This window comes from Aeromonas sp. s7(2024) (assembly GCF_040907825.1).
GTDB classification, from domain to species: domain Bacteria; phylum Pseudomonadota; class Gammaproteobacteria; order Enterobacterales; family Aeromonadaceae; genus Aeromonas; species Aeromonas veronii.
Window position 1 is genome coordinate 196,662 of record NZ_JBFOCM010000041.1, and the last position, 20,727, is coordinate 217,388.

Genomic DNA, 20,727 nt, shown 5'->3' on the forward strand with positions numbered 1-20,727 from the left:
CTACTGCATTACAAAGCCGGTAAACAGCACTTGTTCGATAACGGGGGAAGAGACCAGGTCCTTGAGCACCCGACGGCACTCTTCCAGTGAATCCTTGCGCAGCTTCTCCTTGCCTTCAAAGGTCATCAGCTGTTCGGCACTGGCTGCGCTGAATACCCGCAGCAAGGTGCCTTCAATCAGGGGGATATTCTGTTTGGCCAGCGTCTCGTCGGCGGTACCTCGCACCATCAGCTGGATCTTGATCTGCACCAGTCGATCTCGCTGGGCACCTGCGACGTTGAAGACAAAGGGGCGCGGCATACCGACATAGAGGGAAGGTTTAGGCGCTTCCTCTTTGGGGGCGGCCTCGGCACCTTCCGCCGCTTCAGCGGGCGGTTTATCGGAGCCGGAGAGCATCAGGAAGGCGCCAACACCACCACCGCCCAGCAAAATTACCGCCAGGGCAATGATAATGATCAGCTTCTTTTTCTTGCCCGCAGCCGGGTCTTTTAGCGTCAACTCGTTATCGTCAGCCATCCCTTGTCCACCCTAGTCTCAAACTTGTTCGATATCATAAACTTACTCGGGATTGCATCAAGCATAGAAATCAATTCCGGAACCGTTTGTCGATTCCACCAGCAAACTGGGGTTGGAAGTGGTGAGTTCCCCTTCAACCAGCCCGTTACCGGACCGCGGCTGACCACTACTCTGACCCTGCTGACCCTGCCCGTTAAAGGTGGGCTGGCCCTGTTGCTGCTGTTGCTGCGACTGCTGCTGCACCTGCGTCTGGCCAAGCTGGATCCCCTGCCCTGCCAGCATGTCACGCAGCCGGGGCATCGCCTGCTCCAGCATCTCGCGGGTCTGTCCGTGTTGTACCACAAAATGGACGTTGGCCTGGCTGTCAGCTCCCATCTGGATCTGGATCTTCATCTTGCCAAGGCCGAGGGGGTCGAGCTGAATTTCCGCCTGTTGCAGTTTCTCGGCCAGCATCACATTGACCTTCTGGTGCAATTCGGCAGGCGCTTCCTGACTGGCCAGTTTCAAATGGGGTAAATTCTGCGGCTCACGGCGCAGCGTCGTCTCAGCGGCGGGCGCCCGGCTATCGGCTACCTGTGGCTGAGTCTGGCTGTTCTGGCCATGCTGAACGGTCTGGCTCGGGCTGCTCTCACTGCTAGATGTCGTCGCAACCAAGCTCTTCTCCGCCTCACCGGCCTTCGGTTTTACCTCAAGCGAAACCGCTTTACGCACCTCGTCAGTGCCGGTCACTTCCATCTGCTTGATGCCGGCTGAAATAGTCGACAGCGGTGCTTGCGGCCCCTGAGATTCAGCCTGTGCCAACACCTGCTGCGGCGCCACCATCACGGGGGCGGCAGCGCTATCGCTCTGAGCCGTCGCATTTGCCGTCACTCTGCTCTGGGCTGCGGCACTTTCTGCGGCACTCTGCGCCGTCGTCACGGGCGCGGAACCTTGATTGGCGGCGGTGGCTGGCTGCTGGCTACCCTCGGCGGCACTCTTTTCTGCCCCCTTGCCAGCTACCCCACTTCCATCCGCAGCTGCTGAAGTGGTTGCAGCACCCGCCTCAGGCTGCTTGAGCCCCTCATTGAAGGCCTTGAGCGCGGCCCCCTGAGTCGCGGCTTGCGTCGCCTGCCCCTTGTTAGTCAAAGCATTGCTGGCGGCGAGATCGGATTTGCTGTCGCCAGCCTCTTTTGCAGCGAGTGACTCAGCGGATTTGGCAGTGCTTGCCGACTCATCGACCGGCAGCACCTTGGCCAGCTGGGCCATTCGCTCGGCCCCCGTGAGGGGCTTGGTGTGCTGGCCATCTGCCCCGAGGGTCTCGCCCTTGGCAGAGGCTTTCTTCCCGGCCTGCCCATCCGCAGTAGTGGCGGCATCTTCACCTTCAGATGAGAGAACGGCAGCAGAGGCATCGCCCTTAGCCACCACTCGCGCCGCTGAGGACGATACCGTGGTATCAAGAGTCGAATTGGCGGTCGTCGCCAGCGGCGACTGCGCCCCGGTCTGACCGGCAAGCTGTTGGACAATTCTGGCAGCGGCAGGAGTCTGCTCGCTTTCATCAAGCGCAGTCCCCTCCAGCTCACCCTCTTGCGGCAACGGATTGCCGTCTACCGCAGTGGCGCGCTGTTGGGCCGCCACCGCCAGCTGGGGAGTCACTAGCGAGGTATCGAGCTTGAGGGAGTCTTGCAGACGGAGCAGAAAGTCGGTGGCAGGGACCTCACCCACCTTGTTGTCGGCGTCAGGATCCTGCTCCTTGCAGGTCTCCTCTTTGGGGGAGGCGCTCTCGGTCGCCAAAGATTTGGCTGATCGGACATGGTTACCGCCCTGAGTGGCCTCGGCGGCGCCCTGTTCGCTGTTCCGGGCTTTGGCAATCAGGGTGGCGAAATCCCCCTTGCTGTCGCTGCCGGTTCCCCCATCGATGCTTTTGCTCTCGACGGAACCGCTCAGAGGCGCTTTGTCCAACCCGTTGGCCGGAGCCGAAGGCGTTTGTGTCAACAGTGTCTGCATCATGATGGGATCCCTGAATTCTGGTGGCCCCCAAAGAGATGGCCGCCGACAATGTCCAGATCAAAGCAAGTTACAGGCCAGATTGATGAAAGCGCCGCAACATGGCGTACTCATCCAGCATCTTCTGCTCCTGACGCTGGGCTTTCTGCTGCTCGCGACTCGCCTGCTTCTCCAGCAACAGCTCAACCGCCTTGCGCCGCTGCTGGGCCGCCAGCCACTCTTCACGGCGCTGTTCCAGCGCCTGACGCACCTGCAACACCCCTTCGTACTGCTGGGTCGCTGCCTGTTCGAGCTTGTTTATAAAGGCGTGATACTGGGTGTTTTGCTGGGGTGAAATCCCCTGCAGGCCGCGATCGGTCCACTGCTGGTGATAGATCTGGCGGTACTGGTTGAGGGCATTTTGCTGATCCATGAACAGCTTGAGATCCTGCTGCGCCTTCACCAGCGCCAGCGCACACTGCTGCTCCGCCTCCACCAGCCGGTCGGCCAACAATACCAACCCTTTACTCATCGTCGACCTCTCTGTTACCGACCATTATCAGCGCATCAATGGCATCGCCACCATCTGCAAGGCTTGCAGGCCATCATCGTAGTGAATGACCTCACGCATCCCCTGCTGCAAGAACTGATCCAGATAGGGTTTTTGAATGATGGCGCGGTCGATGCGCGGATCGGAACCCTGACTGTAAGCGCCGATGGTGATGAGATCCCGGTTCTGCTGATAGAGGGAGTAGAACTGCTTGAGGGTGCGCGCCAGATCCATATGTTCCGGCGAGGTGACCATGGGCATAACCCGGCTGATGGACTTCTCGATATCGATAGCCGGATAGTGGCCCGCATCGGCCAGCTCACGCGACAACACTATATGGCCATCGAGGATCGCCCGCGCCGCATCGGCAATGGGATCTTGCAGGTCATCCCCCTCGGTCAGTACGGTGAAGAATGCCGTGATGGAGCCCTGGCCGTCACTGCCGTTACCCGCCCGCTCCACCAGCGCCGGTAATTTGGCAAATACCGAGGGAGGATAACCCTTGGTCGCTGGCGGCTCGCCCACCGCCAGCGCGATCTCACGCTGGGCCTGGGCATAACGGGTCAGTGAATCCATCAAGAGCAGCACATTAAGCCCCTGATCGCGGAAATACTCGGCGATGGCCAGCGCCGTTTCACACCCCTTTAGCCGCATCAGCGGCGAGGCATCGGCGGGAGCCGCTACCACCACGGAGCGGGCACGCCCCTCCTCTCCCAGAATGTCTTCGATAAACTCTTTCACCTCCCGACCCCGTTCACCGATGAGGCCGACCACCACCACATCCGCCACCGAGCCGCGAGTCATCATGCCAAGCAGCACCGATTTACCGACACCGGAACCGGCAAACAGCCCCATCCGCTGGCCCTGCCCCACCGTCAGCACGGCATTGATGGCGCGCACCCCCACGTCCATCGGCTGATGGATCGGGCGGCGAGAGAGCGGGTTGATGCGGTGTTGGGCAAACTGCACGGTCTGGGAGGAGAGAATGGGGCCGAGGCCATCGAGTGGCTGGCCGATGCCGTCGATGACCCGACCAAGCAGGTTCATACCAACCGGAATGCCGTGCTCTTCGGTGATGGGCACCACCCGGGCACCGGGGATCACCCCCTTGAGCTGCTCGCTCGGCATCAGATAGAGGCGATCGCCAGAAAAACCGACCACCTCAGCCTCCAGCGTCCCATCAAGGGTATCGATGCGACAGAGAGCACCAATGGCGGCGCGGCAGCCAATGGCTTCGAGGGTCAGCCCCACCACCCGGGTCAATTTGCCGGCGACCGGCGGTTTGGGGGCGCTGTCGCGTACCTTGTACCCTTGCAACCGGTTCAGTAGCGAGCCGCTCATCTGGCCTCCTGAGAGCTAAAAAGTGCAGCCGGACGGCAACGTCCGGCATTGGTTATGGGCGTGAGTCCTGCGAAGCCGGTTTCTGCGACGCATTGTCCCGCAAGAAGTTGCGCAGCAACTGATCGATGCGCGCGGAGAGGGTCAAATCGATGCTGGAGAGCTCGGTAGCCAGTTGCAGATCGCCGGGGGAGAGGGTGGGATCGCTCTGCAATCGCCAGTGGCGCTTGGCGCACTCGTCGGCGCCAAATGCCTGTTCGATTCGCGCTATATCGTCGGGATGCAGCATCAGGGTCACCCCCTGTTCGGCGGCGGGCAGCAAGGCCAGCCCCTCTTTAAGCGCCTCCAGCAAAATGCGGGGGGAGGTCTCCGCTTCGTGACGAATCAGCGCACGAGCCAGTTGCATCACCAGCGAGACCAGCTGCTGCTCCACCGCCTGATCCAGCTCGTTAAGCGGATTGGCAAGGCGCGCGGCGAGCCCCTGCCAGTGGGCAATCTCCTGCTCCACCAGCTCGCGGCCCATGGCCAGTCCCTCCTCGCGCCCCTGTTCGAGACCGGCAGAGTGGCCCTGTTGCAATCCTTCCAGCTTGCCCTCTTCCATACCCTTGGCATAACCGGACTCGCGCCCCTCAGCCATTCCCTCTTCCCAGGCGGCCTGACGGATCGCTTCAAGCTCTTCGGCGGTGATGCTGGGGGTCGGCTCCTGTTCGGGCTCCGGCTCCACCATCTCCTCTTCCTGCTGATACCAGTCAGGGGCCAGGCCGAGGGCATTGGTAGGCGCTCCCGCCTCTACCTCGACCTCCATCTCGGGCCAGCCCCAGGTCTCAACCCGGGCATCATCACCCTCAGGGCGCACATAACCACGCAGTTTGTTGTTCATGCTTTGCGCGGCTCCTCACCACTGCCTGATGCGGGCTTAGCATCGCGGTTCTGTTTATGGGCCATGGCTTAGAGGAACTCCTCGCCGCCACCGGCACCCAGCATGATTTCGCCGGCATCCGCCAGACGACGGGCGATGGAGAGGATCTCTTTCTGGGCAGCTTCCACTTCGGAGACCCGGATCGGCCCCATGGCCTCCAGATCGTCTGCCAGCATTTCGGCCGCCCGTTTGGACATGTTCTTGAAGATCTTCTCGCGCATCTGATCGTCGGAGCCCTTGAGGGCGCGTTGCAGCAGATCCCCCGGCACTTCCCGCAGCATGGTCTGGATGCCGCGATCGTCCACATCGATGAGGTTCTCGAACACGAACATCAAATCCTGGATCTGCTGGCTCATCTCTTCGTCCGACTCGCGGATGGAGTCCATCAGCTGGCCTTCGATATTGGTATCCAGGTAGTTCATGATGTTGGCGGCTGCCTTCAGGCCGCCCATCTTGGCTGCCTGGGCACCGGCCGCACCGGCAAACTGTTTCTCCATGATGTCGTTCAACTCTTGCAGTGCCGCCGGTTGTACCTCTTCGAGGTTGGCGATACGCATCACCAGATCGAGGCGCACCTGCTCCGGGAACTGGCTCAGGATCTCGGCGGACTGCTCCGGCTCCAGATAGGAGAGCACGATAGTCTGGATCTGCGGGTGTTCGTTCTGGATGATGCTGGCCACCTGACGGGCATCCATCCACTTGAGCGAATCGAGGCCACGGGCGCCGGAACCGAGAATGATCTGGTCCACCAGGTTGCTCGCCTTGTCCTCGCCAAGGGCCGCCACCAATGCCTTGCGCACGAAGTCTTCGCTGCCGATACCGATGTTGGTGTACTTCTGGATATCGTCGATGAATTGACGGTGCACCGCCGCCACCCGATCGTGACTGAAGTCAGACATGGAGGCCATCGACATACCGAGCCGCTGCACCTGCTTGGGCTCGAGATGACGGAAGATCTGGGCGGCATCCTCTTCATTGAGGCTGAGCATCAGCACCGCAGCCATCTCCATCCCCGACATCTGGTCGAGGATCTGGCGCTGACTGTCAGTGATGTCATTGCCGGTGACTTGACTCTTCTTTTCTTCAGGCATCTTTGTTCGTTACCCATTCTTTAATGACCTGAGCGGCCAGGTCCGGCTCGTTCGCCACCAGCGCACGTACCGCCTTGAGCAAGTCTTCGTCACGGTGCAGATCCGGCAGTTTCAGCTGACCATCGCGTACACCAAATACCTGATCGTTCTCGACTTGCGCTGACAGCAGACTCAACTCGTCGTCGCCACCCAGTACGGTGTGGTTATCGAAATCCACTTCCCCTTCCGGTTTGGCATCCGGATAGAGCAGTCGCTTGAGCATGGGGCGAACCACGGTGACGATCAAGACGATGATCACCAGTACCGAGGCGGCAATCCGCACAGCACGCCAGAACCAGGGCTGATCGTAGAGCGGCACCTCGGCCACGGTATCCAGCTCTGGGCGATTGAACGGAATCGCGACCACCTCAAGGGTATCACCACGGGTCACATCAAAGCCAAGGCCACCGCTCAGCAAACGGCGCAATGTATCGAGTTCTGCCTGGGTGCGCGCCTCACGGGTCACAGCCCCGTCGGCACCGGGTACCGCTTTGTAATCCACGGCAACCGAGACGGTCATGCGGCGAATGCCTCCCATCTGGCGACGGGTATGGCTGACGGTGGTATCCAGCTCGAAGTTGCGGGTCGCCTCTTTGCGGGAGCGGCCCGAAGCAGCAGCGCTGGCACCATCACCACCGGTCGCCTCCTCGGGAATATTGGAGGCTGCAGGGGGCTGGTTGGAGAGTGCACCAGGCACACCACCGTTGCTACCGCTGGCGCTGTTCTCTTCCATGGTCATCTCGGAGCGCACTGCAGGCAAGTCAGGGTTGTAAGTCTTGCGGGTCTGCTCCTGCTGGGAGAAGTCGAGGGAGAGATCCACTTCCGCCGTATAGTTGTCGGCCCCCAGCACCGGGATCAGGATGGCGTCAATTTTTTGTTTGTACTCCAGCTCCTGCTTCTGCTGCATGGCAAACTCTTTGCGAGTCTGGGCCGAGATTGGGTCTTGCGAGCCGGAGTTGAGCAGGCGGCCATTCTGGTCGGTGACGGTGACGCGGGTCGGCTCGAGACCGTGCACGGCAGAGGCAACCATATCGACGATGGAGTCCACCTCCCCCTGCCCCAGCGCCGCCCCTTTCAGGTTGAGCACCACGGTGGCACTGGGTTTGCGTTCGTTGCGGGCAAACACGTTGTCTTTCGGGATAGCCAGCAGCACCTGGGCCTTGGCCACATTCTGGAACTGTTCGATGGCGCTCGCCAGCTGGCGCTCGCGGCTCAGCTTCAGACGTTCGCTCTCCATCCGCTGGCTGACGCCGAAACTGGAATCTTTCAGCAGGATATCTTCACCACCGATGTTGCTATCGGTGGCATTGGCAAGACCGGCACGGGTCAGGGCCAGCTGGATAGTGGGGTAGCTTTCGGCGTTGACCAGCACGCTCTTGCCATCCACCTGATAGGGGATCTTCTGCTGATCGAGGAAGTCGAGAGTCTTCACCAGCTCCTGGGTGGTGTAGGTGCCGAGGGGACGCATATCCGGCTCCTTGCCCCACAGCAGGATAAACACCGCAATGGCCAGACAGATGGCAAGCCCCAGGATCAGGGTGATTTGCCGCAGCACATCGGTATTGGACAGGAAGCCCAGCGCCGAACTCTTCTGCTCATTTTCATCGAGGGCGGCGGTGCCCTCATCGTTTATCAGCAGATCGCCGTTTTGGTCAGTAGCCACGATTTATGTCCTTATTGCTGACATGTTCATGATGTTCAGTCGTCATGGTTTATTGGCGTCGCTTATACCGGCATGTTCATGATGGTCTTGTAGGCATCGACCATCTTGTTGCGCACCTGTACCGTGGCTTCAAAGGCGATGGACGATTTTTGGCCCGCGATCATCACCTCGGCCAGATCCACCGACTTGTCGCCCATGTCGAAACGGGTACGCAGATCATTGGCGGCGCCTTGCAGCTCGTTGACGTTGCCAAGCGCCTGTTGCAGCAGCAGACCAAAGTCGGAGGTTACCTGACGACCGGGTTGTGCCAGCGGCGTTGCGCCTGCTTCGATCTTGAGCGCCTGCATCTCTTGCATCAGGCTGCTTGCACTAATTTCCATTTTCCATCCCCAGACAAATCATTGACGCTGGCATGCAACAAGCAATTAGAGTGCCAATGCGTTAAAAATGCGACGAGGATGAGTGGCCAGACCAGGCCGGACGGGTTCGACAACGGCAGGTGGCTCTGATTAAATCCGACTCTGACGCCCACTTTTGCTGGCTGGCAAGGAGTCCGCTCTGGATTATCGCAAACCCGTGTTCAAGGCGATGGACTACATCAGCCACCATCTGGATGACAATCCGGGCCTGGATGAGGTCGCAGCGGCGGCGGCCATCTCCACCTTCCACTTCCACCGTATTTTCAAGACGATGGTCGGCGAAACCATTGCCGGATTTACCCGGCGCCTGCGTATGGAACGCGCTGCTCGTCGCTTGCTCGCCTCCCCCCAGAGCGACATCACCACCCTCGCACTGGCCGCCGGGTTCTCCAGCTCGCAGAATTTCGCCAAGGCCTTTCGCCTGCACTTCGCCATGAGCCCCTCGGAATACCGCCAGCAGCAGGGGGGAAACTGGAAAAGCAAGATTGGAAACGATCCCCTTCCCTTTGACACCTATGATGGCCTGGTCATGCACCCGGTCACCGAACACCCGGGTCTGTTGCAGGGGGCAAGCGTCAGGCTGATGCCCGCCCGGCGCGTGGCGTACATGCGCCGCCTGGGCCCCTATGGCAAGGAGACCTGCGAGCAAGCTCATCGGGATTTACTCGCGCTGTTCGCCTCAGACGAGGCGATGACACCAGCGGGAACCCTGAGTCTCTATTGGGATATCCCCGATATCACCGATGAGACCCGTTGCCGTACTGACGTCTGCATCGAGCTGGGGCCAGAGATCCCCGCAGGGCGCCAGTTAACCACCCAGACCATCGCAGCGGGCCCCTATGCGGTTTGTCAGTTTATCGCTCGCGGCGATCAACTGGTTGCCTGCTGGGAGACGGCGTTTCGCTGGGTAGTGGGTCAAGGGCTGAACTGCGACGATCGCCCGTGTTACGAGCAATACCACGCAGGCACGGACTCCGACCGGGATCATTACGTGTTTGATATCTGTATCCCGCTGATCAACCGATAAGCCGATACCTCATTTCCATTTACCCACTTCGGTGCCTTCGGGCACCGAAGCGACGGAGTCATGCCCATGAATATCAAAACGCTGTTTCTCGCCAGCCTGCTGGTAACGCTTCCCGCTGCCGCCAATGCCCAGTCACAGAGCCAGACACTGATCTTTGGCGGCACCATCTACAGTGGTGATCCGGCGAACCCTAACCCGGAAGCGGTCGGCATTGAAGGTAAAAAGATCGTGGCAGTCGGCAGCTATCAGGAGGTCAGCGCCCGCCTAGGCAACCATGCCAAGCGCCTTGATCTGAAAGGAAAGTACCTGATGCCGGGGCTCATCGACAGCCATGTTCATGCGGCATTTGCCGGTTTTCAGGGGATGACGGTTAACTTTCCTGATGCCATGAGTGAGGTTGAGCAGGTGCAGCAATTTCTGACCCGCAGCAAGGATGATCCCCGCCTGACACTGGGCGATGTAGAGCTATACAGCAATGTCTCCCTCGACTACTGGCATCAGCTTCCCCTGCTCGATCAGGTGTTCAATGGCCCGCAATACCGGCAGATCCCGGTAGTGCTGGCCGGTTCGGATGCCCACACCGGTTGGGCCAATCAGGCCATGCTGCGCAAGGCTGGCATTGATGCCGACACCCTTGACGGTCGTTATGCTCCGCTGAAAGGCAATTTTGGCCTCACCCCATCCGGCAAGCTCAATGGCTTTGCCTCGGAAGGCGGCTGGGATGCCATCCTCAAGGCCCTGCCCCCCGTCAGCGACGAGACGATTGCCAGTGCCATCATGACCGCCGCCAAACAACTCAATCAGGTGGGCATTACCGCCTGGATGGACCCTATCAGCAACATTCGCCCCCTGGCGCCCATCTTCAACGCCGAGCCGGATCGCCGCGATACCGGCCTGCTGCCGGCGTACAGCATGCTCTCCCGGGAAGGCAAACTGACCGGACATGTATCCGCACTGGCACTGGTGGGGATCCACGCATCACCCGCCATCATTGATGACGTATTGGCGCTGCAACAGCAGTTTCAAGATGCCCCGGACGTGAAACTGGTGGGGATCAAGATCCTGCAAGATGGTGTCATCGAGTATCCATCCCAGACCGCCAAGTTGAGCGAGCCCTACCTCAACCGTCCCGGTTACAGCGGCAAGGACGATCTGGACAAGCAGCGTTTCAACGAGCTGATCCGCACCGCGGATGCCCATCAACTTATCGCTCACTTTCATGCCATCGGCGATCGGGCCGTCCGTGAATCCCTTGATGCCATCGCCTATGCCCGGGCCCACAATCGGGATCACCGCTTGCTGCACAGCATCACCCATCTGGAGGTGGTGAGCCCGGCCAGCATTGCCCGTTTCAAACCGCTCAATGTGGCCGCATCGATGCAACTCTTGTGGGCCGGGAAAAACGTGGCGACCACACTGCTGCTTGAAGGAAAAGTGCCCCCGGCACTGCTAGCCCGCCTCTATCCGGCAGGCAGCTTGCTGCAAAGCGGCGCCATTATCGCCGGCGCCAGTGACTGGCCGGTCTCCAGCCCCAACCCTTTCCTCGCCATGTATACCGCGATCACCCGCCAAGGTGAGCTTGGCTTGCTGCCCCCCGCCAGCGAGCAGATCAGCCGTCAGGCCATCTTGCAGGCCTATACCCTCAGCGCCGCCAAGGTAATTGGACGGGAGAAAGAGATTGGCTCCATCAGCGCGGGCAAGAGTGCTGACCTGATCTTGCTGGATCGCAATCTGGAACAGGTAGCAAGCGAAGAGCTCAAGGAGACCAAGGTGCTCTGGACCATGTTCAAGGGCAAGCAGGTCTATTCAGCCCACTGACACCAAGAGAACAAACAGGCCCGCACTACGGGCCTGTTGGCAAGATCACGACAAGCGCATGGCGTGCAGTGAGCAACCGATAATGGCGGGATTAGCGGCTCGTTTCAGTCAAGTCCTTGTCAATCCAGTACTTGGAGCCGGAGATATTGGCATCGAGCAGCAGGCCCTTCTCACCAATCTGGTAGATGGCCATGCCGCCATTGTATTTGGCGGTCAGTTCGGCGCTCTCCTTGCCTGCCACCACGCCCACTTCGGAGGTAGCCTCCCACCCCTGGGTCACGAAGGCATCGAATCTGGCCTTGTTTTCAAACAGGATCACCTGCTGATAGAACTTGCCGCCAATCCCGGCCGCCAGACCCGCACCAAACATCTTCATATAGGTGTGCTTGCCGGTTTTGCGATTGACTGCCACCCCGGCCCCCTGATTGGTATGCAGCATCAGGGAGAACTTGCGCGAATCGAACACTGCATAACCATAAGCCTTGTCAAACAACAACTTGGCTGATGGCTGCTCGTTGAACAACCGGATCAGTGCAGTGTCGGCCATGGTATTGAGCGCGATCCTCGCCTCTTTCGCCGTCTTGGGGTTGAGCATCTCGTTGAGCTCCTTGTCGGCCGCCTTCAGCCACTCCTTGCCGGTCGCGATGCTCTTGTCGGTCCAGACCCCGGCGGTATTGAACGCCTCTTCTCCCCAGGCCGAGATGGAGGCCCAGCTCTTCTTGGAGAAATCGCTGACATCCTGCCACACCTCCTTGCTGGTCTCGCTCACTGCCGCTCCCAGATCGGACGCTGCGGCCTTGAGCTTGGCCCAGTCGGCATAACAGGGTGAGAAGGCCAGACTCAGTGACAAGGCCAGCAACCAGTTACGCTTGTTCATCTTTTCACTCCCGTATTGTCGAGTGTCTGGGTTACCTGGGACGATCACCTACAACAGGCTACCCGCTGAAAATCACTCCCGCATTATCGGAAGGGGAATCCAGTTAAGCAATCATTGAGTCCTGTTTATCCCGCCACAGCCCGACAGCAGTTAACAAAAAGGCTGCTCATCAAAGAGGAGCAGCCTTGTTAAGCACAGTAAAACCGGACGGGCTTATTCGACCATCATCACCTTGCAGGTGTTGGTACTACCCACGGTTTCCATCTTGTCACCGTGAGTCAGCAGCACCATGTCACCGCTTTGCAGCAGCCCCTTCTCTTTGAGCACGGCCAGCGCATCGCGGCACACTTCGTAGACCGGTTTGGTCTCGTCACCGTCAAACATCACTGGGGTGACGCCACGGTAGAGATTGGTCCAGGCCAGGGTCTTGTTGTGGGGAGACATGGCGAAAATCGGCAGACCGGAGCTGATACGGGACATCAGCAGCGGCGTGGTGCCGGACTCGGTCAGTGCCACGATCGCCTTCACCCCTTCCAGGTGGTTGGCCGCATACATGGTGGACATGGCTACAGCTTCTTCAACGGAAGTGAAGGTGTAGCTCATGCGGTGGTTGGAGACGTTCAGGCTCGGGTGCTTTTCGGCACCGACACAGACGCTTGCCATGGAGGTCACGGTCTCGATGGGGAACTGACCGGCGGCAGTCTCGGCGGAGAGCATCACCGCATCGGTACCATCCAGCACAGCGTTGGCCACGTCCATAACTTCTGCACGAGTCGGCAGCGGCGCGTTGATCATCGATTCCATCATCTGGGTCGCGGTGATCACGACGCGGTTCAGACGACGGGAGTGGCGGATCAGCTTCTTCTGTACACCAACCAGCTCGGGGTCACCGATCTCGACACCCAGATCGCCACGGGCGACCATCACAGCATCGGATCCGAGGATGATGTCTTCCATCGCCTCATCGGTGGCGACTGTTTCGGCGCGCTCAACCTTGGCCACGATCTTGGCATTGGAACCGGCTTCGCGGGCCAACTCGCGGGCGTAGCGCAGATCATCGCCACAGCGCGGGAAGGAGACAGCCAGATAGTCCACATTCATGCGGGCAGCAGTCTTGATGTCTTCCTTGTCCTTCTCGGTCAGGGCCGGAGCGGAGAGACCGCCCCCTTTCTTGTTGATGCCCTTGTTGTTGGAGAGCGGCCCGGCCACGGTCACCGTGGTGTGAATGCGGGTACCTTCAACCTGCTCGACCTTCAGTTGCACACGGCCATCGTCCAGCAGCAGGATGTCGCCCTGTACCACATCGTCTGGCAGGCTCTTGTAGTCGATACCGACCTGCTCCTGACAACCTTCACCCTTGCCGAGTGCAGCGTCGAGAATAAACTTGTCACCGATGGCCAGATAAATTTTGCCATCCTTGAAAGTGGAAACACGGATTTTCGGGCCTTGCAGATCACCCATGATGGCGACGTGACGACCGAGCTTGGCAGCAATGTCACGCACCTGATTGGCGCGCAGGATATGGTCTTCAGCAGTGCCGTGAGAGAAGTTCATCCGCACCATGTCGGCCCCGGCGCGGATGATCCCTTCGAGGATCCCTTCGCGGTCGGTAGCCGGACCGAGTGTGGTTACAATCTTTGTACGTCTAGGCATGAAAGACTCCAATATGAAGTTGATATGACTTGAGATTCTGCCCCATCAAGCCCATGGCTCGATGCACCCGTTTACAAACCATCTGGGTGGTTTTTGTTATTAAATTACAATACTACACCAAGGCGGGTGGCATAGACAGTCGGGGGCCGGAGCCCCCGACGGTTCAGGAAGAGTGCGGGGTTTCGAAGCGGGATTCGCGCAATCCCTCTTTCACTTTCTTCAGATTTTCGCGAAATTTCATCCCCCGGCGCAGGGTAAAACCGGTCGCCAGCACATCCACCAGCGCCAGCTGGGCGATGCGGGATGCCATCGGCATATAGACATCGGTATCTTCCGGCACATCCATGGAGAGCACCAGATTGCACTCGCGGGCCAGAGGGGAGTCCTTGGCGGTCATGCCGATCACGGTGGCGTCGTTCTCGCGGGCCAGCGCGGCGATTTCGACCAACGCCTTGGTGCGGCCGGTGTGGGAAATAAGTACCACCACATCCCCTTCGCTGCTGTTGATGCAGCTCATGCGCATCATGACGATATCGTCAAAGCTCACTACCGGAATGTTGAAGCGAAAGAATTTGTTCTGGGCATCGCGGGCAACGGCGGAGGAGGCGCCAAGGCCAAAGAAGCTGATCTTCTTGGACTGGGTCAGGATATCGACGCAGCGGTTGATGGCAGAGATATCCAGGCTGTTTTTGGCGGCATCCAGACAGGCCATGGTGGATTCGAAAATCTTGGCGGTGTAGGTATCGGGCCCATCTTCCGCTTCCACATGACGATTTACGTAAGGGGTGCCATTGGCCAGGCTCTGGGCCAGATGGAGTTTGAAATCAGGAAAGCCCTTGGTATCGAGACGGCGGCAAAAGCGGTTGACGGTCGGTTCACTGACGTCGGCCATCTTGGCCAGAGCAGCGATGCTGGAGTGGATGGCGGTCTGGGGAGACGCCAGGATCACCTCGGCAACCTTGCGTTCTGATTTACTGAAACTTTCCAAGTTGTTCGTAATTTTATCAAGGGTATTCATCATCACCACCAGGCGTTTTTGTAATTTAGCTTCAGTGTCTTTGCACTCAATCTACGGCTAAGCAAGTTTCCATTCAAGCTAAGGACTATACAAGACAAGCGGTTATCGCAACTAACGCCTGCCATACAAAGTATGACTCATCTCTAATTATTTCGTACTTTTCGTTACAAAACGTCACCTAGCCATGAAAGCGCTTACAAATGTTGCAAAGCAACAACACTGTGAGCAGGCGCACGTTTGTATCGATCCGGCGAGTGAGCAAGCCTGAGCTCGGATAGAATGGGCCGTCATAATCCAACAATAATCTCGGGACACCAGAGTCGTCCCCATCCTGTAACGAAGGAGTTGTTATGCAGCATACCCATGCGCTGGTCGGCGATGTCGGCGGCACCAATGCGCGTCTGGCCCTGTGTGAGCTGGCCACCGGTACTATCTCTCAGGCAAAGACCTACTCAGGTCTGGCCCATCCCAGCCTTGAAGCCGTGGTACGCCTCTATCTGGAAGAACACAAGGTTCAGGTAGCTGAAGCCTGCATTGCCATCGCCTGCCCCATCAACGGTGACTGGGTTGCCATGACCAACCACAGCTGGGAGTTCTCCATCAGCGAGATGCAGAGCAATCTCGGGCTGGCACGCCTGCAAGTGATCAACGACTTTACTGCGGTCTCGATGGCGGTGCCGGTATTGGCTGAATCGGATCGCATCCAGCTTGGCGGCGCCGCGCCGGTAGCGGGCAAGCCCATCGCCATCTATGGTGCGGGCACCGGCCTTGGGGTCGCCCATCTGGTCAAGGCGGGTGAGCAGTGGCTGAGCCTGCCGGGTGAAGGTGGTCATGTGGATTTTGCTGCCAACACCGAAGAGGAAGATGCAGTGCTGCAAGTAATGCGAGGCGAATTGGGCCATGTCTCGGCAGAGCGTTTCCTCTCCGGCCCGGGTCTGGTCAATCTCTATCGCGGGCTGGTGAAATCCGATGGCCGTGAGCCTGAGCCATTCGCCCCCAAAGACATTACCGAGCGCGCACTGGCTGGGGAGTGCCTCGATTGCCGTCGCACCCTGAGCCTGTTCTGCGTGCTGATGGGCCGCTTTGCCGGCAATCTGGCCCTCAATATGGGTACCTTTGGCGGCGTCTATATCGCAGGCGGCATAGTGCCGCGCTTCCAGGAGTTCTTTACCGGTTCCGGTTTCCGGGTCGCCTTTGAAGACAAGGGGCGCTTCAAGTCCTACCTCAAGGAGATCCCGGTGTTCCTAATCACCCATGAAGGGCCGGGGCTACTCGGTGCGGGCGCTTACTTGCGCCAGTCGATGGGGATCACTATCTGATTAAAGAGGGGAACGAGGCGGGATCATCCATGGTTCAGCCTCGATTCAGTGTGAATGGCATAAAGTAGCCGCACGTAACCAAGAGGGTTGTGCTTCACAAGGAGTGGAAAGCGACTCTCATCCGCTGGATACGTTTGTCACCTGACAAGCCTGAACTGTTTCAACCGGCCTTTTGGCCGGTTTTTTTTTATGTCTGATATCCGGGATTACTGGGCCAGCGCCTTCAGCTGCGCCTTGTCGGGAGGATTGTTCCAGTCGATGGGACCGTGGGTAAAACGGTACTGCAACCGTGGCAGACTGGTCTCCAGCCACTCTTCTCGAAAATAGGCATAACCCTGATCCCAATCCGGATCATTGGCCCAACCACTCTGCAGGAAGTAGAGGCGAGTACCCTGTCCTTCCGGCACAAAGCGCAGGCAAACCTGGGTCTTTTGCTGGCGGATATGGGGTAGGCTGGGTGGGAAATTCCAGCTGAAACTGAGCAAATCATAGGGCATGACGGCCATGACCCGGCACCCTTCGCTGCCACGTTCACCCAGCGGGGCATCAGGCCTGAAGTAGATCTCGAAAGGGCCATTCGGTTCGGCCACCATCAAACATTCGGGAGCCAGAAAACTGCGCAGACCGCTTTCGGTAGTCCAGGCGTGCCAGACATCGTCTATGTGCGCCGGCACAAAAATGTTGCCTTCAATCAGTTTATTGTCCATAAATCAGCGATCCTCAAGCCATCCATACAAGGGACTCCGGCAGTATAGCCCCATGGCAAATACAATGGACAGTGCTTAATCACACCCTTGTCATTTGCATCGATTAACCTGCCGCTGTGCAGCTGCCTCAATGAACATTGGCTTGATCCGGGAGGACATCATGATCCGGCTCATGGAAGAACACGACATTCCCCAACTGGCCCGGCTGTTTTTAAAGAGCCGCCGCCACACCTTTCACTGGGTAGATCCCGCCCGTTTCCAACTCGAGGATTTCGAGGAACAGACCAAAGGTGAACAGGTGTGGGTAGCCGAACAGGGGGACAATATCTGCGGCTTTATCGCCATCTGGCAGCCCGATCACTTCGTCCATCACCTCTATGTGTCAAGCGACTGGCACGGTCAGGGGATAGGACGCGCCCTGCTGGAGCGGGGCCTCGCTGATTCGCCGCACGGCTCGCTCAAGGTTGCGACTCGCAACACGGCGGCAGTAGCCTTCTACCATCGGCTGGGCTGGCAAAACAGTGATGAGACAGGCCACTGCGAGGTCACCGGCCCTTGGTGCAAGTTATTTAGAAACTAGCGGGACGCCCGGCAACTGCGCTTTGTGGTTGAACAGGTACCAGCGGTGCCGGGGGGAAGAACCAGCGATAGAGATCGAACCAGCCATCTCGCTGGGCAATCACGACCTCATGCACCGGATCGCGCTGGAAGATCGCCACCTTGTTTTCAGTCAGCGGCACCCAGGCATAGTTGACCAGCGCATATTGCGACTGGATCAGGTTGTACTCATTGAGATAGGAGTCATCGTTACCCGATTCGTGCAGTTGGGTACGACTGTCGATGAGGTAAACAAGCTGGTTGAAGAAGGTAAGTTGAAAACCGGTCACCCGCCACTTCTCCCTGGTCGCCTCCTCCTCTTCGATCACGGTAATTTTGCCCCAGCGGCACACCCCGTGATAGTTGACTCCATTGGCTGACATTTTCAGGTCGTAATGACAGCCCAGACTGTTGATAAACATCCCGACCACAAACAGCAGCACGACAAGCAGTGGCAACAGCAGCAAGGTATTTTTCAGCGTTCGTTTCATCAGAGATCCCTTACAGCGTTTTTTCGAGCTCTTTATAGGAAAGCACGCGAACCTGGTGGCCGGAGACCAGCACCAGCGATGCCGGCTTGACTGGTGGCACGTCGCTCCGTGCCTCCATCTGGCAAACAACGCCGGTCGGCGAATCGGTGCAGTGCACATGGAGCCACTCGAAATGGAGATAGCTGGCGACAAACGCCACCAACACAGCCAGTAGCAGATTGACGTACATCAGGCCCCTTGCCAGCATTGGCCGCCCGATACCGCTGAGAAAGGCAAGTTTGGCGCGCTCACCAAAAGAACGGGGAGCCGCAGGCTCTTTGATGACCTCGTGGTCGGAGCTTGGTGATGTCGACGGTGGCTGCGCAGCCGCTGCAGGCGTGGGCTCGCTCATCGGCTCGGGCAAGGGCTCACTATCTGTTGGCAGTGCCTTGCCGTAATAGCTCTTCATCTTGCAGTTCAGATGCAGGGAGTACCCTTTTTTCGGGGTACTTCTGATATCCAGCGTCTGGGGGGATGAGGCGAAGTGGCGGCGAATATTGGCGATAGCCACGTTCAGGGAGTTGGGGCTGATGGGGCGACCCAACCAGCCGATTTCGAGCAACAGATCCTTGTCGCACACCTCGTCATGGTGATCGAGCAGATAGCTGAAAATGAGGCTCTCTGCCGATGACAAGCGCACCACCCGGGCGCTTTGCAAGTTGTCCTTGTCGGCACAGAAGATCAACTCTCGCCTTTTGACATCAAAGACATAATCACCGAAGTGATAGGCTGATATGTTATTGCCTGGCGCAACCCCCGTCATACCAACCACCTGTTATTTGCATTCATCATGAAGAAGATGGGATTCCACACCTGATAAAGCCAGATGGCGGCTCAGGACTCGCTGTAATTAAACGAAATTCTAAAGGGTCGAGATCAGCGGCACAATAGATGCAGGCAGGCATGAGCGGGGAAAATGAAAATATGCGTCCAGCGCTGTCGGACTGCGTATCGGGCAGAGCATGATGCCGCGAGTTTCGCGTATCACGATCACGCCAATCTCAGCTAAACAGTGACATGGGCATGACGAAAAACGCTGCTGGACAAGGCCCCTTGCCCCTCACGACATCTCGCAGCGCCTCACAATAAAGGGAACCTTACCTGCCCCGCAGGATGATCCAACGGGGCGAAGTGAACTGACTAGACCCGAAACTGCTTAAGCAGGGTGTCGAGTTGGGCCGACAGCTGCCGCAGATCGCTGCTGGCTTCGGCAACCTGTGCCACTCTGGCTGCACTCTCGCTGTTGAGCGTTGCAATCCGGTTGACGCTGTGGCTGACCGCCTCCGCCACCGAGTGTTGTTCTTCCGATGCCTGGGCGATATACATGTTCATCTCGCGGATCAGGCTGACCTGATTTTTAATCTTCTCCACCGATATCTGCACATCTGCCGCCTCGATGCCGGCCCGGGATGCCTTCTCCTGACTCTGTTGCATCCCGGCCCCGACATTCTGGGTCGCTTGCTGCAACCGCTTGATACTGGCACTGATCTCCTCCGTCGACTGGCGAGTACGGCCCGACAAGGTGCGTACCTCATCCGCCACCACCGCAAAACCGCGCCCCTGATCACCCGCCCGCGCCGCCTCAATGGCCGCGTTGAGGGCAAGCAAATTGGTCTGCTCGGCAATGCCGTTGATCACCTCGATGATGGTGCCAATGCTGCTGCTTTCGGTCGAAAGGGTGCGCATCAGGGTGGCGACTCGCTCCACCTCCCCCACCAGTTGATGGATGGCCTCATTGGCATGGCCCGCCAGATTGTAACCCTGCTCCACATAGAGGTTGGCCTCATCGGTGGCGCCAGAGGTTTTCACCGCATTGCCAGCCACTTCCTGCACAGCCTGACTCATTTCGGTGATGGCGGTGGCGACTTGATCCAACTCGGATTGCTGGGCGTCACTGCCTACCCGGGTATCTGCCGAGAGGGAGTCACAGAGTTCGGCGGTTTGCAACACACCGGCAGAGAGCTCGTTGATCTCCGCCACCATCTCCTGCAACTTGGCAATAAAGTGGTTGATGTTGGTGGCCAGCGCGCCCATCTCATCCTGACGGCTGATCTTCAGACGCCGGGTCAGATCCCCCTCTCCTTTGGCCAGATCAAACACCGCCTGATTCATCTGATGAAGTGGTCTCAGCACATTGCGATGAATCAGCACCATCAGCAACGCGATGATGCAGAGATCGAGCACCAGGATCTGCCAGACGGTGGTGATCAACTGCTGGCGCAGTTGGGCCTGAATGGCGGCATCACTGGTTTGCACCAGCAATCGGGCCACGGTGTTTTTCTGGCCGCTGTCGTCATAGACCAGATCATATCCCCCATAGGCAGCGGTATCGGCAGGCATGGCTGTCACGGGGGCAATGCTCCCCGCCGTGTCACGGGCAAACCCGGCTACCAGCTTGTCCTTGTTGACCACCAGCAACGCACTGAGTATATCGGCCGCCAGCTCGGACTTGAGCGATGCCTCGATAAAGGCCGATTCATAATTCCACAGCGGGCCGGGCAGGGAGAGCTGCAGCCGACCGATGGCCTGTTCGACCAGCGCACTCTGTTTGCTGTAGCTCTCCGCCTTGACTGCGTGGTAGTTGTAACCGCCAAACAACACCAGTAGCAGACTCACCGACAGGGAGGTCAACACGGCAATCCTGAACGTCAGGCTTTTCCAATCCATGGTTTCCTCCCGGTTTT

General features: G+C 58.6%; 18 protein-coding genes and 1 pseudogene. 4 read left to right on the forward strand and 15 right to left on the reverse strand.

Annotated features, from left to right (window positions below; genetic code table 11):
• From fliL to fliE, 8 genes are all read right to left on the reverse strand, one after another.
• On the reverse strand, positions 1-516 hold the full coding sequence (fliL, locus tag AB5Y73_RS20725) for a flagellar basal body-associated protein FliL (protein ID WP_042054463.1): 516 nt from the start codon (positions 514-516) through the stop codon (positions 1-3).
• Positions 517-573: 57 nt separating this feature from the next.
• A complete protein-coding gene (locus AB5Y73_RS20730) occupies positions 574-2,502 on the reverse strand; it encodes a flagellar hook-length control protein FliK (RefSeq protein ID WP_279499440.1) in 1,929 nt (642 codons plus the stop codon).
• Positions 2,503-2,569: 67 nt separating this feature from the next.
• Positions 2,570-3,010 carry a flagellar export protein FliJ gene (gene fliJ, locus AB5Y73_RS20735; protein WP_005334746.1) on the reverse strand — a complete coding sequence of 147 codons (441 nt, stop codon included), beginning with the start codon at positions 3,008-3,010 and terminating at the stop codon, positions 2,570-2,572.
• Positions 3,011-3,037: 27 nt separating this feature from the next.
• On the reverse strand, positions 3,038-4,369 hold the full coding sequence (gene fliI, locus AB5Y73_RS20740) for a flagellar protein export ATPase FliI (protein WP_005334747.1): 1,332 nt from the start codon (positions 4,367-4,369) through the stop codon (positions 3,038-3,040).
• A 52-nt stretch (positions 4,370-4,421) separates the two neighbouring features.
• On the reverse strand, positions 4,422-5,246 hold the full coding sequence (fliH, locus tag AB5Y73_RS20745; RefSeq protein ID WP_107683665.1) for a flagellar assembly protein FliH: 825 nt from the start codon (positions 5,244-5,246) through the stop codon (positions 4,422-4,424).
• 68 nt (positions 5,247-5,314) lie between these two features.
• Positions 5,315-6,376 (reverse strand): flagellar motor switch protein FliG, encoded by a 1,062-nt coding sequence (fliG, locus tag AB5Y73_RS20750; protein WP_005334749.1) that lies wholly within the window; start codon positions 6,374-6,376, stop codon positions 5,315-5,317.
• Positions 6,369-8,078: a flagellar basal-body MS-ring/collar protein FliF gene (gene fliF / locus AB5Y73_RS20755; protein ID WP_181294891.1), complete on the reverse strand. Its 1,710-nt coding sequence runs from the start codon at positions 8,076-8,078 to the stop codon at positions 6,369-6,371. Before fliF ends, fliG begins: the two co-directional genes overlap by 8 nt.
• Positions 8,079-8,140: 62 nt before the next feature.
• On the reverse strand, positions 8,141-8,458 hold the full coding sequence (gene fliE, locus AB5Y73_RS20760; RefSeq protein ID WP_005353687.1) for a flagellar hook-basal body complex protein FliE: 318 nt from the start codon (positions 8,456-8,458) through the stop codon (positions 8,141-8,143).
• 154 nt (positions 8,459-8,612) lie between these two features.
• Here fliE and AB5Y73_RS20765 point away from each other — a divergent pair, with 154 nt between their 5' ends.
• The gene (locus AB5Y73_RS20765) at positions 8,613-9,524 is read left to right on the forward strand and encodes a GyrI-like domain-containing protein (RefSeq protein ID WP_179085046.1); all 912 of its coding nucleotides are present in this window, start codon (positions 8,613-8,615) and stop codon (positions 9,522-9,524) included.
• Positions 9,525-9,590: 66 nt separating this feature from the next.
• Positions 9,591-11,342, forward strand: coding sequence for an amidohydrolase (locus AB5Y73_RS20770; protein ID WP_107683664.1), 1,752 nt, complete (start codon positions 9,591-9,593; stop codon positions 11,340-11,342).
• 91 nt (positions 11,343-11,433) lie between these two features.
• On the opposite strand, the gene AB5Y73_RS20775 is transcribed toward AB5Y73_RS20770, so the two are convergent.
• The 3 genes from AB5Y73_RS20775 to AB5Y73_RS20785 all read right to left on the reverse strand — a co-directional run bounded on the left by AB5Y73_RS20775 (position 11,434) and on the right by AB5Y73_RS20785 (position 14,890).
• Positions 11,434-12,219 carry a hypothetical protein gene (locus AB5Y73_RS20775; protein ID WP_107683663.1) on the reverse strand — a complete coding sequence of 262 codons (786 nt, stop codon included), beginning with the start codon at positions 12,217-12,219 and terminating at the stop codon, positions 11,434-11,436.
• A 213-nt stretch (positions 12,220-12,432) separates the two neighbouring features.
• A complete protein-coding gene (pyk, locus tag AB5Y73_RS20780; protein ID WP_005362071.1) occupies positions 12,433-13,872 on the reverse strand; it encodes a pyruvate kinase in 1,440 nt (479 codons plus the stop codon).
• A 163-nt stretch (positions 13,873-14,035) separates the two neighbouring features.
• Positions 14,036-14,890: a MurR/RpiR family transcriptional regulator gene (locus AB5Y73_RS20785; RefSeq protein WP_005334759.1), complete on the reverse strand. Its 855-nt coding sequence runs from the start codon at positions 14,888-14,890 to the stop codon at positions 14,036-14,038.
• 347 nt (positions 14,891-15,237) lie between these two features.
• On the opposite strand from AB5Y73_RS20785, the pseudogene glk reads away from it, so the two are divergent.
• Positions 15,238-16,209 (forward strand): annotated as a pseudogene (gene glk, locus AB5Y73_RS20790) (glucokinase); the annotation flags it as partial.
• A 206-nt stretch (positions 16,210-16,415) separates the two neighbouring features.
• On the opposite strand, the gene AB5Y73_RS20795 reads toward glk, so the two are convergent.
• Positions 16,416-16,916: an SRPBCC domain-containing protein gene (locus tag AB5Y73_RS20795; RefSeq protein ID WP_005334766.1), complete on the reverse strand. Its 501-nt coding sequence runs from the start codon at positions 16,914-16,916 to the stop codon at positions 16,416-16,418.
• A gap of 160 nt (positions 16,917-17,076) precedes the next feature.
• Here AB5Y73_RS20795 and AB5Y73_RS20800 point away from each other — a divergent pair, with 160 nt between their 5' ends.
• Positions 17,077-17,496 carry a GNAT family N-acetyltransferase gene (locus AB5Y73_RS20800; RefSeq protein ID WP_107683709.1) on the forward strand — a complete coding sequence of 140 codons (420 nt, stop codon included), beginning with the start codon at positions 17,077-17,079 and terminating at the stop codon, positions 17,494-17,496.
• Here AB5Y73_RS20800 and AB5Y73_RS20805 read toward each other — a convergent pair.
• The 3 genes from AB5Y73_RS20805 to AB5Y73_RS20815 form a co-directional block, all read right to left on the reverse strand.
• On the reverse strand, positions 17,486-18,004 hold the full coding sequence (locus AB5Y73_RS20805) for a hypothetical protein (RefSeq protein WP_042082504.1): 519 nt from the start codon (positions 18,002-18,004) through the stop codon (positions 17,486-17,488). The genes AB5Y73_RS20800 and AB5Y73_RS20805 overlap by 11 nt on opposite strands.
• A 10-nt stretch (positions 18,005-18,014) precedes the next feature.
• Entirely contained in the window at positions 18,015-18,728 is a 714-nt protein-coding gene (locus AB5Y73_RS20810) for a helix-turn-helix domain-containing protein (RefSeq protein ID WP_234879856.1), read from the reverse strand.
• A 455-nt stretch (positions 18,729-19,183) separates the two neighbouring features.
• On the reverse strand, positions 19,184-20,710 hold the full coding sequence (locus AB5Y73_RS20815; RefSeq protein ID WP_107683661.1) for a methyl-accepting chemotaxis protein: 1,527 nt from the start codon (positions 20,708-20,710) through the stop codon (positions 19,184-19,186).
• Positions 20,711-20,727 lie beyond the last annotated feature (17 nt).